Annotated in this window: 18 protein-coding genes and 1 pseudogene; 7 read left to right on the plus strand and 12 right to left on the minus strand. The window is 40.0% G+C overall.

Annotated features, from left to right (window positions below):
- The first annotated feature begins 36 nt into the window (after positions 1-36).
- Genes lexA through ACEZ3G_RS10480 form a run of 5 tightly spaced genes read left to right on the plus strand, consistent with a single transcriptional unit; the run spans position 37 to position 3,345 of the window.
- Complete coding sequence (lexA, locus tag ACEZ3G_RS10460; RefSeq protein ID WP_432425436.1) at positions 37-678, plus strand: transcriptional repressor LexA; 642 nt, start codon at positions 37-39, stop codon at positions 676-678.
- A 3-nt stretch (positions 679-681) separates the two neighbouring features.
- A complete protein-coding gene (locus tag ACEZ3G_RS10465) occupies positions 682-903 on the plus strand; it encodes a DUF2188 domain-containing protein (RefSeq protein ID WP_220399470.1) in 222 nt (73 codons plus the stop codon).
- A 12-nt stretch (positions 904-915) separates the two neighbouring features.
- Complete coding sequence (locus ACEZ3G_RS10470; protein ID WP_432425437.1) at positions 916-1,776, plus strand: SMODS-associated NUDIX domain-containing protein; 861 nt, start codon at positions 916-918, stop codon at positions 1,774-1,776.
- Positions 1,773-2,921 carry a nucleotidyltransferase domain-containing protein gene (locus ACEZ3G_RS10475; protein WP_432425438.1) on the plus strand — a complete coding sequence of 383 codons (1,149 nt, stop codon included), beginning with the start codon at positions 1,773-1,775 and terminating at the stop codon, positions 2,919-2,921. The genes ACEZ3G_RS10470 and ACEZ3G_RS10475 overlap by 4 nt, the downstream gene beginning before the upstream one ends.
- 16 nt (positions 2,922-2,937) lie before the next feature.
- Positions 2,938-3,345: a hypothetical protein gene (locus ACEZ3G_RS10480; RefSeq protein ID WP_432425439.1), complete on the plus strand. Its 408-nt coding sequence runs from the start codon at positions 2,938-2,940 to the stop codon at positions 3,343-3,345.
- Between the two features lie 809 nt (positions 3,346-4,154).
- Here the strand turns inward: ACEZ3G_RS10480 and ACEZ3G_RS10485 are convergent.
- From ACEZ3G_RS10485 to ACEZ3G_RS10535, 11 genes and pseudogenes are all read right to left on the minus strand, one after another.
- Positions 4,155-4,355: a hypothetical protein gene (locus ACEZ3G_RS10485; protein ID WP_432425440.1), complete on the minus strand. Its 201-nt coding sequence runs from the start codon at positions 4,353-4,355 to the stop codon at positions 4,155-4,157.
- A gap of 148 nt (positions 4,356-4,503) precedes the next feature.
- Complete coding sequence (locus ACEZ3G_RS10490; protein WP_432425441.1) at positions 4,504-5,550, minus strand: hypothetical protein; 1,047 nt, start codon at positions 5,548-5,550, stop codon at positions 4,504-4,506.
- A 47-nt stretch (positions 5,551-5,597) separates the two neighbouring features.
- A complete protein-coding gene (locus tag ACEZ3G_RS10495) occupies positions 5,598-6,719 on the minus strand; it encodes a hypothetical protein (protein ID WP_432425442.1) in 1,122 nt (373 codons plus the stop codon).
- Between the two features lie 124 nt (positions 6,720-6,843).
- Positions 6,844-7,719 carry a DUF5694 domain-containing protein gene (locus ACEZ3G_RS10500; RefSeq protein ID WP_432425443.1) on the minus strand — a complete coding sequence of 292 codons (876 nt, stop codon included), beginning with the start codon at positions 7,717-7,719 and terminating at the stop codon, positions 6,844-6,846.
- Between the two features lie 64 nt (positions 7,720-7,783).
- Entirely contained in the window at positions 7,784-9,397 is a 1,614-nt protein-coding gene (locus ACEZ3G_RS10505; RefSeq protein ID WP_432425444.1) for a hypothetical protein, read from the minus strand.
- Positions 9,398-9,550: 153 nt separating this feature from the next.
- The gene (locus tag ACEZ3G_RS10510; protein WP_432425445.1) at positions 9,551-10,090 is read right to left on the minus strand and encodes a DUF4251 domain-containing protein; all 540 of its coding nucleotides are present in this window, start codon (positions 10,088-10,090) and stop codon (positions 9,551-9,553) included.
- Between the two features lie 11 nt (positions 10,091-10,101).
- Positions 10,102-10,800 (minus strand): annotated as a pseudogene (locus ACEZ3G_RS10515) (protein-L-isoaspartate(D-aspartate) O-methyltransferase).
- Positions 10,801-10,844: 44 nt separating this feature from the next.
- The gene (locus ACEZ3G_RS10520; protein ID WP_432425446.1) at positions 10,845-11,207 is read right to left on the minus strand and encodes a cupin domain-containing protein; all 363 of its coding nucleotides are present in this window, start codon (positions 11,205-11,207) and stop codon (positions 10,845-10,847) included.
- 19 nt (positions 11,208-11,226) lie between these two features.
- Positions 11,227-12,438: a hypothetical protein gene (locus ACEZ3G_RS10525; RefSeq protein WP_432425447.1), complete on the minus strand. Its 1,212-nt coding sequence runs from the start codon at positions 12,436-12,438 to the stop codon at positions 11,227-11,229.
- Entirely contained in the window at positions 12,435-12,947 is a 513-nt protein-coding gene (locus tag ACEZ3G_RS10530) for a TlpA family protein disulfide reductase (RefSeq protein WP_432425448.1), read from the minus strand. The genes ACEZ3G_RS10525 and ACEZ3G_RS10530 overlap by 4 nt, the downstream gene beginning before the upstream one ends.
- Before the next feature lie 110 nt (positions 12,948-13,057).
- Entirely contained in the window at positions 13,058-13,381 is a 324-nt protein-coding gene (locus ACEZ3G_RS10535; RefSeq protein WP_432425449.1) for a hypothetical protein, read from the minus strand.
- A 219-nt stretch (positions 13,382-13,600) separates the two neighbouring features.
- Between ACEZ3G_RS10535 and ACEZ3G_RS10540 the strand changes: the two genes are divergently transcribed.
- Entirely contained in the window at positions 13,601-13,903 is a 303-nt protein-coding gene (locus ACEZ3G_RS10540; protein ID WP_432425450.1) for an HPF/RaiA family ribosome-associated protein, read from the plus strand.
- 9 nt (positions 13,904-13,912) lie between these two features.
- Here the strand turns inward: ACEZ3G_RS10540 and ACEZ3G_RS10545 are convergent, their stop codons facing one another.
- Positions 13,913-14,257 carry a hypothetical protein gene (locus tag ACEZ3G_RS10545; RefSeq protein ID WP_432425451.1) on the minus strand — a complete coding sequence of 115 codons (345 nt, stop codon included), beginning with the start codon at positions 14,255-14,257 and terminating at the stop codon, positions 13,913-13,915.
- Between the two features lie 151 nt (positions 14,258-14,408).
- Between ACEZ3G_RS10545 and ACEZ3G_RS10550 the strand changes: the two genes are divergently transcribed.
- Positions 14,409-14,918, plus strand: coding sequence for a YceI family protein (locus ACEZ3G_RS10550; protein ID WP_432425452.1), 510 nt, complete (start codon positions 14,409-14,411; stop codon positions 14,916-14,918).
- Positions 14,919-14,926: the final 8 nt, after the last annotated feature.

Consider the following 14,926-nt stretch of genomic DNA (forward strand, 5'->3'; position numbering starts at 1 on the left):
AATATTAAATTTGTATCTGTAAATCAATTCATTATAATGAATCGCATAAAGGAAGTTTTAGAAAGAAAAGGTATTAAGCAAACTTGGTTGGCTGAAAGGTTAGAAAAGAGTTACAATATGGTTAACTCTTATGTGCAAAATAGGAGACAACCAAGTCTTGAAGATTTGTTCAAGATTGCAAACATATTAGATGTTGCAGTTGCTGAATTGTTAGAAAGTCGTACCTCTAAAAAGAAATATGATTCAATGCAGCCAACTATTCTGAAAGTTGCTGAAGATGAAGAAGAGTATGAAAAAATGGTAAGCATACCAGTATTAGGAAATGTTGCATGTGGATTTCCTCTTTTTGCTGAAGAAAATATAGAAAAAGAGATTTCTGTTTCAACAAAGCTTATTAGAAAGGATAAAAAGTATTTTATTCTACGAGCTTCTGGTGACTCAATGAACAATGCTAATATAGATGATGGAGATTTAGTATTAATAAGAAAGGAACTTACCGCAGAAGATGGTGATAGAGTAGTGGCCTTAATTGATGATGAAGCTACAATAAAGGAATTTAAAAATAATGGAGACCATATTGTACTGTTGCCAAAATCAACAACTAAAGAGCATCAGCCAATTATATTAACAAGAGATTTTAAGATACAAGGAATTGTAGAAAGTGTAATAAAAATTTAAATAATGAAAAAGAATCAACATGTAGTGCCACATAGCAGTGGTTGGGCAGTTAAAGGAGCTGGAAATAAAAAGGCAACAAAAGTTACTGCTACTCAAAAGGAGGCAATTAATGTAGCTAGAAATATTGCGAAAAATCAAAAATCTGAACTTTTAGTTCATAACCAAAAAGGCCAAATTAGGCAGAAAGATAGTTTTGGTAACGACAACTTTCCGCCAAAAGGCTAATTCTATATACATATGTTGAGATTCATATTAAAAATATTTGTTGCATTAATTTTAATTTTCATAGGGTATAACATTGAAGAATCGCTTCGTCCTGAATTCATTGGAGGCGGATTTATTTTACTTATCACTATTTTGATTATTGACGGTTTTAATTTTTTTTACAAAAACTGGAAAAGGTTAAAATTAGCATTGCATTGTTTTTGGATTAGCCTTTCTGGAAAATACATAAGGTTTTCCATGTCTTATCAGTATTTAATTAAGGTTAATGACAAATACCTTTTAGTACAAAATGCAAACCCAAATTGGAATTGGTATCAACACGTAGGAGGGAAGTATAAAAGATTACCTGAAACACAAAGTGTTTTAAAGGAAATGAATGCCACTGACGATTTAAAAATGAAGACAGCTGGATTAAAAAAAGATGATTTAGCGGTTTTTGTTCCTGCTAGAAATGCAATGAAGTTTCTTGATTGGTTTAATAGTGAAAAAAATCGTGAAATTTCTCATTGGAGAGAATTTTACGAAGAGTTGTTGGGAGGAAAGGCAGATAATCGAATTCTTAAAAAAAAGAATTTTCCATATGTTAATTACAGATTTATAAAATCAGTTCAAACTCCATTAAAAAGAGCTCCAATTGAATCCGGCTGGGATTGTTGGGAGATTTTACAATATGATGTTTTAGAATTGATACCAAATGAATCACAACAAAAGGAGTTAGAAGAATTATTGATAAAAGGAGATAGTGAATATATAAAATGGGCTAGTACTCAAATGATTAATAAACTAGGTTATGATGAGGGAGAGTTAAGTACTAAATACAATATTGGACCACACGCAAAGTGGGTTTTAAATTTAAAATGGAGTAAAGCATGATATTATTTAAAAATAAAAATACGCAGTTAGACGATTTATTAGCCAGAATCGCAGAACAAATTCAATTAGACGATACGCGTAAAGAAAGAATGGAAACAGCCTACAGAGCAATTGAGAGTTTGCTTAATGAAGATACTGGCTTTTTTAAAGACGCCGTTTTTGAAATATATCCTCAAGGTTCTGTTAGGATTGGCACAACTGTTAAGCCGACTGGAAAAAATGAGTTCGATTTAGATATAGTTGTACATATTGTTATGGATTGGGAGAAACATTCTCCACAATATATTTACAATCAATTGAAAAGAGTTCTACAAAACAGTGACAGATATAAAGATAAAGTTGAATTAAAGAATAGATGTATTCGCCTAAACTATGCTGGGGACTTTCATATGGATATTTTACCTGGTTGTCAAGAAACAAGTTATGACGAAGACAAATTAGTTATACCAGATAGAGAATTAGGAGATTGGACTTCAAGTAACCCTAGAGGCTATGGTAATTGGTTTGTTGACAAGTCAAATTTGGTAAAAATGACCTTACTAGAAAAGGCGTATGCAATGGAAAATTTGCCAGCAGATGAATTTTCTAAAAAGAAGCCTTTACAAAGAGCAGTTCAGTTAATCAAAATGTATCGCGATGAATATTTTAAGTCGAATCCTAAAATGGCCACATCCAGCATAATTTTAACAACTATTGCAGGTGAGTTTTATGATGGTGAAGAATCAATATTTGATACTATTGAAAACATAATACTTAAAATAAAGCAAAATTTTGGCATTGTAGGTCTAGTTGGTAATCGCTTAAAAATATTAAACCCTGTTAACTCTCAAGAAGATTTTAGTGATAAATGGGATGATGATAAAGAACCTGAATTATATGAACATTTTAAGAAATTTATACTTCATTTAGATAAGCAATGGCAAATTTTAAAAGAAGAAAATGGTGTTATTGAGGAAGCAAATACGATAAAGGGACTATTTGGCGAAAAAGCATTCTTACGTGCACAAGAATCACAAGTAAACCAACTTGAAAACGCAAGGAAGTTGAAAAGTATTGGTATAAATACTACGACTGGCGTTATATCTGAATCACTAGTTGCTAATACGAAACCGATAAAAAACAATACTTTTTTCGGAAGTGAATAAACAAAAAACATATACTTTGTCAGAGCAATTTATTGCTCTAAAAAGAAGCTATCCTGAATTCAATGTTAAGCTCTTAAAGGATAGTGTTATATGTACTGGATTAATAAGACCTACTTCAAGAAGTGTTAATTATTCTTTTAAGTTAAAATATAGAATAGGCAAACGTCCGAAAGTGAATATTTTGAATCCAGAATTAAAGAGGAATTTTAATAATGATAAAATCCCTCATGTATATCCATTAAATGAATTGTGCTTATACTATCCTAAATATCAAGAATTTAATTCAAAAATGTTAATTTCTGACTGTATTATTCCTTGGACAATTTTATGGTTATATCATTATGAAAATTGGCATATTACTGGCGAATGGAAAGGAGGTGGAATTCACCCAAATTCTAGTGGTATACGCAAAAAGGCCTCATAAAATTTTGGTTAAAACAATAGGTGAAGTGAGCGTCTATATTTTAGGGGTTTAGTAATATAGCTTCTTAATAGTTTCAATTATACAAAGGATTTCATAGTAATGTTAACCAGTTACAATGTTTCCTAAAATATAGCGAATGAGCCGTTAATTGTTTCCAAAATTATATGCAGCCTTGAATTTTTGTTTCTTTTGTTTCAAGACAAAAGATAATGAAACAAAAAAAAGATTAATTGAAGTTCTAAATATAACAAGTGCATAGAAATTATCTCGCAGAGTAATTTTATGCTCTTGTGGCAAGCTTACGAGAATCGTCTAAAATTTTTTATTACGGATATTTTATCGAATACTCGATTTTTAATAATAGCAAAAAGGCTAGCTTTTATTTTGGCGTTGGCAAGCGATGGATAATTGTGTGTAAAATAAATTGCCAGAGCAATTTGATTTTATAAAACAATCGAGCGCTTGGTAGCGGCTATTTTACATAACGGCTAATTATAGATACAAATTAATTAACGCAGCGAAGCGTTCCTATTAAATAAGTTTAATGACCCAAGTTCCAATTATTCTTATGAAAACGAATGCTTCTGGGATATTTTACATAATACTACATTATAGCTTACAAATGGATAAACCACTCTTAATAACTAAACAATACATTTGTACTATAATTTATATTATGTAAAATACAATTTGAGATTGCTTTAGCACAAACTTTACTGCTCGCCCCCCGAATATGTAGTTCTATCTGAAGGCCGTCTATTAAAACAAAGGAATAAAATTAGTTGGGTTCGAAATATAAGCCGCAGCGATTAGTTTACTACAGCACGTTCTTTATCACAGTCACTTCGCTCAGCATACGCTTTAGAATGCGTAGTCATTTCAAAAATAGTATTAGTTTCATCCATCGGTGTCTTTGTTTTATCCTGATCAGCATCAAAAACTATTAATATCAGGAGAATACCTGTTAACCAAAGGCTGTAAAAAACCAAGAAATTGCGATGCTTTTTCATACCGATACAAGAATAACCTTATATCCGACAGCTTCGTATATTAAAAATGATAATCTTTTCCTAAATTAAGCGGACTTTAACATCTTTTATCGAACAGGATACTAAAACCCAACATATTCCATCTGAAGCTTCCCTTGAATTTTTGGGATTAGCGTACTTCAAAAGGAATACGGAATACGGCTTTTGGAGTTCTTTGATTTGGGTCTTTCTTTACCTCCGTGTCAAATAATCGATTTAAATTATTACCCGCCAAATCTTCCAACCGTGATTCAATGCGTACTTCAATCTTGGGCGTTGACCATTCTTCATCAGGCACAAAGCGTAATACGCTTTCATTTTCCAAGAGATTGAATTTTCCCTGGATCTGCCTATCGCCTGTATTATAGACGCGGATCGTTTCCTTGGCCAAAAATGCATCCATAGGTTCTCCAAAGTCCATTAACAGAATTTTTACCGAATCTTCAATTTGCATGCACAACTGCCATTCTTTGGTTTTTGGCATTGTATCATCACGCGGACCCACATAGAATTTCTTGGTATACTTTTTTAGTAAGGGCGTGCCTTGAATTGATTTCCAGCTGCTATCAATTGCCATGGTATACCTTTTGCCAGCGGTCAAGGGCAATCCCTTTTCCTTATTGGGAATCAAATCGGTCTTGATGCGGCCGGGATCCAACCAAAGGGTCAGTACCGTTCGTTCTTTGTTCCAAAGTTCGGATTCAAGTCGTAAGAAAGGTTTTATTTCGATTCCGTCGGTTTCATTGACCACCGAAATGAAATCCAGGGCATTCTGTACTTCCTGCATGGGTTGTGCAAACTCAAAGTACATTTTTAGGAGATTCTCGGGCACGGTATCCACTTTGGGATGAATCGCTATCAGTTCAGCTCCACCCGTATTTTCCCTCTTTGGAATGGTAAACGATGCCATTACCTCGGTATTGTTTTTACGGAACGTGTACGTCAGTCCCTCGGTAAAAGGAACTACGGGTGCAAAATGATGTTTGCCCTTGTCACCGACGATAACCCCGATTACCGAAGTTTGTGATTCTTCGCCAACGAATACCCGCAGTTTTTCAATATCCATATTCGTTGAAAATGTGATGCCAACGGGCCTTTCACTTTCATAATCGACCTGTTCGATGGTAACGCTTTCTTCATGGCATCCGGCAAGAAGAATCGAACAAAAAAAGATCAAGTACCACTTGATCTTTTTGATCTTTTTAAATGTGTTATGTGCGCATACTACATCCATTCCGTAGTGCGAACACGTAACCTTAAATCTCCATCAGATTGCCGCTGGAGGTATATGACATGGGTGGCATCGAGATTGTCCATTTGCAAAACGTACGGAAATGGCAAGTTGTCATACGGTACACCCTCGGTCTCGGCAAAGACTGGTACGGGATCGGTCAGGGATTCCTTGAAATCGGCAATATCGTCGTATTTGATACGCATTACGGGTCTGTTGCTGTTCGACATCAAAAAGTAGGTGCTCCCCTCCCTTTCATATGAAATCATATCCAAGGGCGAATTACCGGCACCCAATTCGGCCACGGTACGGCCTTTGGTATGCTTTCCTTCTTTGAGTTCATCCAACGGAAACAATACCAGCGGAGTACAGGTATAGCTTGCCATAAGGTGGTCAACACCGTCCAATTTTATAACGTCGAAGGTCTTGATGGGCGCATGTGTTTCATACTCGCCATGTGCCGCATGCCAAATTTCCAAGGAGGCATACTCTTGGCCATCTTTAAAGGGAAACGGTATCTTTCTAAAGGTAGAACCGAATTCTTTATTCGACAGGCCGGAAACCAAAACCTGTCCATCGTGAAACTTTAGGTCCGAAATCGCCCAGGTACGTAGTGGTCTTTCCCATTTATCTTTGGCATCTGCAGGTATCGGATCGGTCAATTCGATTTTTGAATAACTTACATCCTTCAAGGAAATGTTTTCGAACCCCTCTCCTTTCAATTTGAGCAAAACCGGAGTTCCGTCCGCTGCTTGAACCGAAAAATAGACGTTTCTGGAAATTGGGTTCACGGCCATGTCCGTTATCTTTATATTCTCAACTGTGGTGCCCAACGCCGATGCCACTTTCTTGTCAAACCCATTTATATTGATTTCGGTAGCTGGTGCTGCGGTCTTCACATCTTTGGTATTCAGCGCATAAATGGCCGCACTTTTTGAATCCCCTAAGAATAAGATGCCTTCAGGGCCAAAGCTTATATGATTGATCGAGGCTATCCCAGGGTTTCCGGTTACGAAATTTTCAGTCAGATTTGAATCTGATTCGATAGCGGTCGTGGCGGATAAGGTCAACAAGACCATTGCGATCAGTGCGAAAGCAGGTACGATTTTTTTCATTTCTCAAGTGGAATTAGTTCCCCATTAAAGTATTAAATCCTCAATTTTAATGTAGAACCTATTCGCCAATTAACTCAATTTTAACACGTTAACCCTACTAAGACAGGGAGTTGATTTATCAAGGCTATTCCTGAACAAGGTCTTGAAGTGTGACTACACGATAATCAGGAGAAGATCGGGATACAAAATTCAGTATCGGTAGATGACCGGCCCCAATGAGCAGGAAGACTTTGTCCTTTCCAGGATCCGTGATTCCTACAATATTGGCGAAGATCCTCAAATTACGGGTGTACCACCATATCGCACCGTCCGCCCCAAAATAATCATCGCCCGCGTTCATTTTGAAATTTCCTATCAAATAATGACCGTGACCGATGCGCATTCCTTCCGGGTCATTTTCGTTCAACAATTGTTCCAGTAGTGTCAATTGCATTTTTTGCTCATCTTCCTTGGCGTACATGGCCATAAACTTATTATGTAACATCTCGTCGCGTGCAACGATTTCCTCCCCCAATTTCTTAGTGAAATATGCCTCCTTTTCTTTGTAGGCCTCCTCAGTCTTATAGTCGTCAAAATTCCGGGCTGGGGCATCTACCGCATATAATTTCTTATGGCCGAGCTCCTTCCCCATCCGGAATCCTATTTGGTATATCTCATTGGACTTCAATTCAAAACGCCCCGCGAGATATTCATTATATAAAGAATCAAGGCTTGATTGTCGGGACTTTTTCCATTCCACCGCGATCTTGTTGGGTTTGAACTTACGTATTTGGTCGAGCACGTCCTGTAGCTCCCCTTGCCTTTTGGGGGAAAGAATATCAACGTCGTGTTTTGGTTTGTAGCCATCGAGTCCGGCATCCTTGAAATGGAAAGTCCCCAATAAAAATAGGTCTGATGTATCGACATCCGAAAAATGGCCTTCATGGGGCTTTTCGAGGTCTTGGCCTGAAATGACCGTTGCGGAGAAAAATCCAATAATTAGAAGTGCGAGGTGTCTCATGATGGTTGGTTTATTTGATTTAAAAGACAATTCACAACCCGAATTGTTACACCTCGCATACCTTCTATTTTTTCTCGCTCAATGTTTTTGCCTTTGCAAAGGCTCCATCGGCCTCTTTGTCTTTGCCCATTCCCTTGAACGCCTTGCCAAGGCCTTCCCACATTTCGGGGTCTTTGGGATAGTATTCGGAAAACATTCCGTAAAGAAATACCGCACCTTCAAATTGCTCTTGAAACAATAGATTCCTTCCGACCTGTTTGAATTCCTTATCAAAGGGAATATGTGCGTACACGGGATCTTTTACGATACGGGTGGCATCCGTTTTGAGCTGCTCCATCTTGCCTGCGATGAACAATTTGGTAAAATGGTCCATTGGGTTGACCAAAAAGGAATCGAAATCGTAGTTCATCGCCATTTCCAGCACTGGGTCTTGATTGGTGCTATATTCCGCAAAGGTAGGTTCTATAAAAACTTGGGGAGTCGTGGCATCGGCATTCTCCCAAGGGGCCTTATCCTGCCACCAGGCAAACGAAAGGTAGGCATTGAGTTTAGAATTGGGCAGTGTTGTTTTTTTGGTGTCACCATAAAAATTCTTGTTTTCCGCGGTAGGTTCGCCTACCATAATGGCATTCGTATAATTCTCTATCTCATTGGTCAGGTTTTGACAGGCCGAAAAAGTTTGTCGACCAATAATGTAAATGAACTTACCCTTTTTATTGAGTTCCGGGCGCGCCATTATCCCTTGAATGAGCGGTTTGTTATTGTAGTTATTGCCGCCCCCGTTCAAGCGCACATCATAGATAAGCTTCTGTACATCGTTGGTGTCGATAAAATCAAAGAGCCGTTTGTAAAACTCAGCCAAGCTTTCGGTTTCATGATTGAAAACGGAGCTCTGTCTGACATATAGTGTTTTCGAATCGGACAAATACTCATAATGATAATACTTTTCAAAAAGATGCTTGAGATAGAACGGGGGCTCCCCTGCTCCCCTAGCGCTGACCCATAATTCGTTGGGTAGCGTTAAATTGTAGTCACGTGAAAGTTCATTGTATGCGATACTTGGTAGTTCATACGTGATGACCTTGCCTTCTTTTTCAAGTGTCAGCGATACGTTCTTGCCGTTATCGGGAATCACTCCTTGAGCGTGTAAAACGGCGGGTACGGTCAAAAATCGGAGCCCGTAGGCTTTGAAATAGCTATTGTTTTCGACCGGCACTACGGGTCGTATCATTTTTAGGGCCTCATCGATTGGGTACTCCCCTACTTTGATCACTTTCGCGGCCAGTATCTTCGTGTGTTCCTTTAGAGCCCCTTCCACAAAAATCCCGTCTTTGAAATGGTAAAGGTTTATGGGCAACACCCCATCTTTGGCAATGGTACTGAAGGGTATTTGCGTGTGTCCATATTCAAACAGCGATACGATTCTCGAAAGGCCGACCCTGATTTCGTGTTCCTCCAGATTCGGAATTTCGACATACAAGTTCTCTACTTCAGCATCCCAAACTTTCTTTTCCACTTTTTTGAATAGGAAGGGAAAATCGGCATGTACGGTTTTCTGCAAAAAACGGAGGTCTTCTTGCCATTGTGCGGCCGTTAATACTTCTTGACCAAAAGCACTTCCTGATAATGTCAGGAAGATTACTATCAAAATAAATTGTTTGAAGGAATTTGTTCGCATGGTTTTTCGTTTGATTATTTATATCCAGTGCAAAGAAGCATTATAATCAACTAAACTCAATGGATTATTTTACCGAAACGTTGAAAAAAGCGAGTGGATTGTGTATTAAGGTGTTCAGACAAACAAAATAGAGATTACAATTGAACAACCTATTCAATCCTCAAGCGCTACCACATTCCCCGAATAACGGATTCGATTGCGGTGTGAGCTCCAGATATCGGCCCAGACCGATAAATTCGGAAACAGTTTGAGTCTTACGAAAAAAGTTTCGGAGGACTCATTAATCGTGAAATTCACATCATAACTATTATCGCGTTCGTTCTTGGTCACCTCAATCTCTCTCGGAACCCCATCAAATTCGATACCGGTTTTGTTATTGTAACCCCCACCCATTTGACGTTCCCCGAAATAAGGTAAATTCGATGATACGGAATCCCTTTGCATACGTACGAAGTGATTCGCACTGGTCAGGTCGATGCGGTTTATCGTATTGCCGGGCTGGATCAATCCGCTATTCGCGATTTGGTTCAAGGCCCGGGTCGGCAGCGGTTGCATGCTGTTCATCTCGATTTTGAACCCAAGGTTTTGTATCATCGAATCCAACTTTGGATTGCTTTCAGAAACCGTTCGCGAGGCCCCACAAGCCGCCAATAAAAACATTGAAATGATGAGTAGTGTTGTTTTATATTTCATAATAATTTCATTTAATCCTTCTCACGGGTAAACGGCACAAAACGTACCGGCATAAGATTCCTTTTGCAGATCTTGTTTTTCCTTTTCGTAACCAGAACCAATTGACGAACAGCATTATGCGGCCCCACGGGAATAATCATGCGACCACCATGTTCCAATTGTTCTACCAATGCCATGGGAATTTCTTCAGCTCCTGCCGTTACCATGACGGCATTGAAAGGTGCCTTTTCGGGCCAACCGTAATAACCATCCCCAGTCATGACAATTACGTTGTCATAACCTAGGTTCGATAACCGTTTTTTAGCTTTTAGCGCTAGTTCCTCAATAATTTCAATGGTGTATACCGAGTCTACGATTTTACCTAACACTGCTGCCTGAAAACCTGAACCTGTTCCTATTTCGAGTACCCTGTCCGACTTTTTCAGCTGCAAGGCTTCTGTCATAAAAGCTACGATTTAAGGCTGTGAAATGGTTTGCCCGCTTCCGATGGGCAATGGCCTATCCAGATACGACAAATGTCGAATATCTTCGGGGACAAATTTATGTCGTGGTACGTTCAGCATGGCGGTCAACGTCCGTAAGTCTGAAACCCCTCTGGCTTGAATTTGGTTTTCGACCATGGCACGTCGGAGCGAAGTATAGCTATCTTGGGCCAAAAGCATTCCTATACTTGACCAAATACTTATTGCATATACCGTAATACGTTTCATTGACAATAATTAAGTTACCAAAAATGCAATAAGATGTCAATCGGCTACTTTCGCAGGTAGTCGTCGCTACCATCAAGCCAATCTTCGCGTATGGGCGACCAAGTATCGATACCTTCGACATCGCCGATCATTAAAGCGGCATGCGGTACGTTGGCAGGAATGACAACGGTTTCCCCAGCATGTAGATCCATCACCTCTTCTTTATCCTTGCCGAACCAAAATCGTACCGTTCCCGATAGCACCTGACTGATCTGCTCGCTCTCATGGTGATGCAACGGCACTTCAAAACCGTCTTTGAATTTCATTCTGGCGATCATTATCTTTTCCCCGTAGACCAGTTTACGCTCCATTTGCGGGGTCACATTCTCTACGGGCACTTCGTTCCAATGTATCTTATTCAGTTTCATGGTTTCCATTTTTGATCAGCTAAAAATATTGTTTTAACACATAGGCTGTTCGTACCTTACTTTTTTCTTCGGTAATATGCGTCCATGCGAAGTAAATTTTATCGCCGACCATTTCCATTTGCGGAAATCCGGTTTTTCGCGAGGCGTCCAGCGGCGCAATTGCATGTATTTTTCCCTTTGTGCCATTGCGATTGACCTTTGCCGCGTTCAGCACGGCCCCATTTTCATCGGCCTCCATCCAACTAACGAAGGCGTTTTCTTCGTCCAACATCAGTACATCGACCCGGCCAATGGCATTGATAGCGCTGATCTGTATCGGGGCATCGAAGGTCGCACCACCATCTTCCGAAAAAATCAAGTTCACTGCTGGCCGATCATTGGCCGCCGTAAACCAGGCAACGGCAAGGCGATTCCCCAACGCAGCCGCCTTGGGTCCGTTTACGGGGCATCCCTTTATTTGCCAACCATCCTCATGAATACTTTTCGGGGCCGACCACTGCCCTTTCACTTGCCTTACAATACTGATATCCCTAATCTCGTCTTCCGAACGATCTCTATAAATAACAACCGGACCATTATGTGTAATCGCAGCAGTAGTTTGGCAACAATCACAAGTTCTGGCATCGAGTTCCTGCTCGTCTATAAGGGTACCGTCAACGTCAATTTTAGCAGCTCGAACGGCCATGGCTCCCCGCTTCCCTACTTCATTTTCAATGGTGTTTCTACCGTCCAACCAGGTTATGAAAAATCCGTTTTCATAGGGCAATGAACTAACGAAGCCGTGCTCGGTCGGGGTATTGTCGGTGTGCAATGGCAAATCGGTTGTCCATTGCCCCTCGTCCGTTTTTTTCAGGTTCAGTTTAACGTCGTAGGAATACGTTCCCTCCGAGGATTTTTTAAGGATATGGCTCAACAAATGTCCTTGGTTTTCGCTGATGGCCGGAAAGTCGGCCCAATTGACGAACCAATCCCCTCCCGCGACCACTACTTGGGGTGCTGACCATGTTTGCCCTTCCAATCGGCTATATTTCAATGCCATCAAACTGTCGTCGGCAGGTTCCACCCACGACAATAAAGCGCTTTTGCCGTCGGAAAAAAGAAAAGGAAGGGCACTACCCATCCCTGCCGGATTGTCCATCTGATGTGTTAATGGTTCTTCGCTCTTTGGCTGTTCATTGCAGCTTTGTAGGCAAAGCATGACACCTAAAACCAAACAGCCCCATTTTCTCATTGAACCGCCTTGAATTTATCGATGACCCCATCACTGGCCCAATCGGTCTGTCCCTCTATTTTAAGTACCTGTTCCCCGGCCGTGTTGTATATAAAGGTTGTAGGCAAGGCGTTGACACCTCTTTGGGCGAAGGCTTCTTTTAAGCGTATGAACGTAAGATCGAACTTTCGTTCATCGACAAATGCCCTGATTTTTTCAAGGGACTGATCCGAGGCCAGTAAAAAAACGTAGTTTTCATTTTTCAAAAGTTCTTGGGCGCGCACCAGGTCGGGCATTTCTTCAATACAGGGCCTGCACCATGTCGCCCAGTAGTTGAGCACTACCCATTTTCCTTTAAAATCAGTGAGCGAAACAGGATTCCCGTTTAAATCCTCGAACGAGGATGTTTGCACCTTGTATGGTAATTCTTCGGGATGACCTTCAAAGGCCATCGCCTGACTTTTCGCCAAATCCCGACATGCCGTAACAAGTACCGTCAACACCAATAAAAGGCCAATTCGTAATACCATGTTTCCATTCCTAGAAGTGGTATGCAAATTAATGAAAATATGGATGGAGTTATCGTGTTAATCAGGTAAATCAATCGATAAACCAGTAATCTACTGGAATTTATCGGGTTTTAGACGTTGCGCACACCACGAACATAGTCGTGCACACCCTGCTGCAATTCATGGAACTCGGAAAGCTGTTGCCTTATATTTTCCAAATGGTCCCCCACCGACTTTTTTCGTTCCTTAAGTGCCTGTAAGATTTCGCGATTGGAAATGCTTAGCCTATCGAGACCCGTTTTCAAGGTTTCGATACGTTCGAAAAGTGAATACGTCTTGGGTTCGCAAACGTACGAATTGAGCTTGTTTTTCAATTGCCCTACCTCGCGTTGATTTCGCTCCAATCGCAATACCAAGTTGTTTCTTTCGATATAAGTATCCTGCTCGAGCACCATGATTTTTAAATTTAAGGGTTACACAATTATGTGCAGCTAATTAATCTACGTAAAATTAACGCCGTTCAGATGTGGTAAAGTATCTACGAACGAGATTTTAACGTTTATTTATTGTTCCGATAAACTTGCGTTAAGATCATTGATAACCGCTCCGAAAATATGTGGTCATTTACTTGCAAATAAGACCGCCTATCTATAATTTCATATAAAGCGAAAAATATGGATATAAACTTTGAATATGACGATGTTAGGGCAAGTGCCAGATTAGAGATAATGACAGGGGAAAAGCTGAACAAGCTTCTTGACAAGTTCGATTTTATCGTACGTGCCGATGTATTCTTTAAAACCGAAAATACCTCGGCCCAGAACAAAGGAAGGATCTGCAATATTCGATTGAGCCTGCCAGGTCCCCGATTATTTGCCGAAGCAAACCATGGCTCGTTCGAAGCTTCCATAGCCGAGGCCTGTAATGACCTCGAAATACAACTTCGAAAGCGAAAGGCAAAAATGAAATCTTTCTGATGTAAGGCACTATTCGTTGTCTTCCAAGGTGTTCTCTGCAACTACTTTGTTCAGGCGTTCGGTAAAAATGGGGCTGCGCCGAAGGTCGCGCATCAGTTTTCGTTTTTTGCGTTTTGAGATACTCAAGGTATCCAACAATTCTTTGGTGCGTCTGAATTCGACGATCCTATCTTTTTTCAACTGAATACGATCTTCGACGGGTAGGACCAAATTTGGATCGAAACGCTCCATAACCGTATATTGCTGTACCTTGATCTGTTTTTTCTCCAGATTCCCGGCCGTGGTCTGACCAAGCGCAACAGAGGCATACAAAAACAAGAGGTATAAAGTTATTTTGATATTTCCAGGTTTCATTTTCAAAAAGTGAATCTCGATAACAAAGTAGAAAAAAAAAGGCAAAGAGTCCCAATCTGTTGGTCTTGACAACGTTTGGGCCGTTGAAAAAAGACTTTCATCGATAAAACATTATCGATAAATTTGGCATGGACCTTGAACTTACTAGCTTATGAAACCAATTTTATTATTCACGATGCTCTTAACAGTTTCGGCCAATGTCTTTTCGCAAGACCTGGCGCGAATCGGTTCGGCGGCAATAAGCTTCGTTTTTGAAGATAATGATGTCAATGGGACTATTTCGGGATTTAGCTCCTCCTCCAATATCGACTTGCAAAATTTTGAAAACTCCACATTCGAAGGTTCGGTAGCAGTGACAACGATCAAGACCGGAAACTTTTTAAGGGATTGGTCGCTAAAAAGTGGCAAATATTTTGACGAAGACGAACACCCGCGATTGTTTTTTAAAAGCAGCTCGGTCGTTTCCAATGAAAATGGTTTTTTGGTAAATGGTGATCTTACCCTAAAAGGAACGACCAAACCGATTACCTTCGATTTTCGAAAAAATGGCGATCGATTGATCGGTACCACTACCCTATTTGTATCGGATTATGGTATACATATCAAAAAAGAACGCGAACAGAACAAGGTAACCGTAAAGCTTGATCTTCAATTGCGATGATCGTCTAC

Origin of the sequence: Meishania litoralis (genome assembly GCF_042611095.1) — a bacterium.
In the GTDB taxonomy this organism is placed as follows: domain Bacteria; phylum Bacteroidota; class Bacteroidia; order Flavobacteriales; family Flavobacteriaceae; genus Meishania; species Meishania litoralis.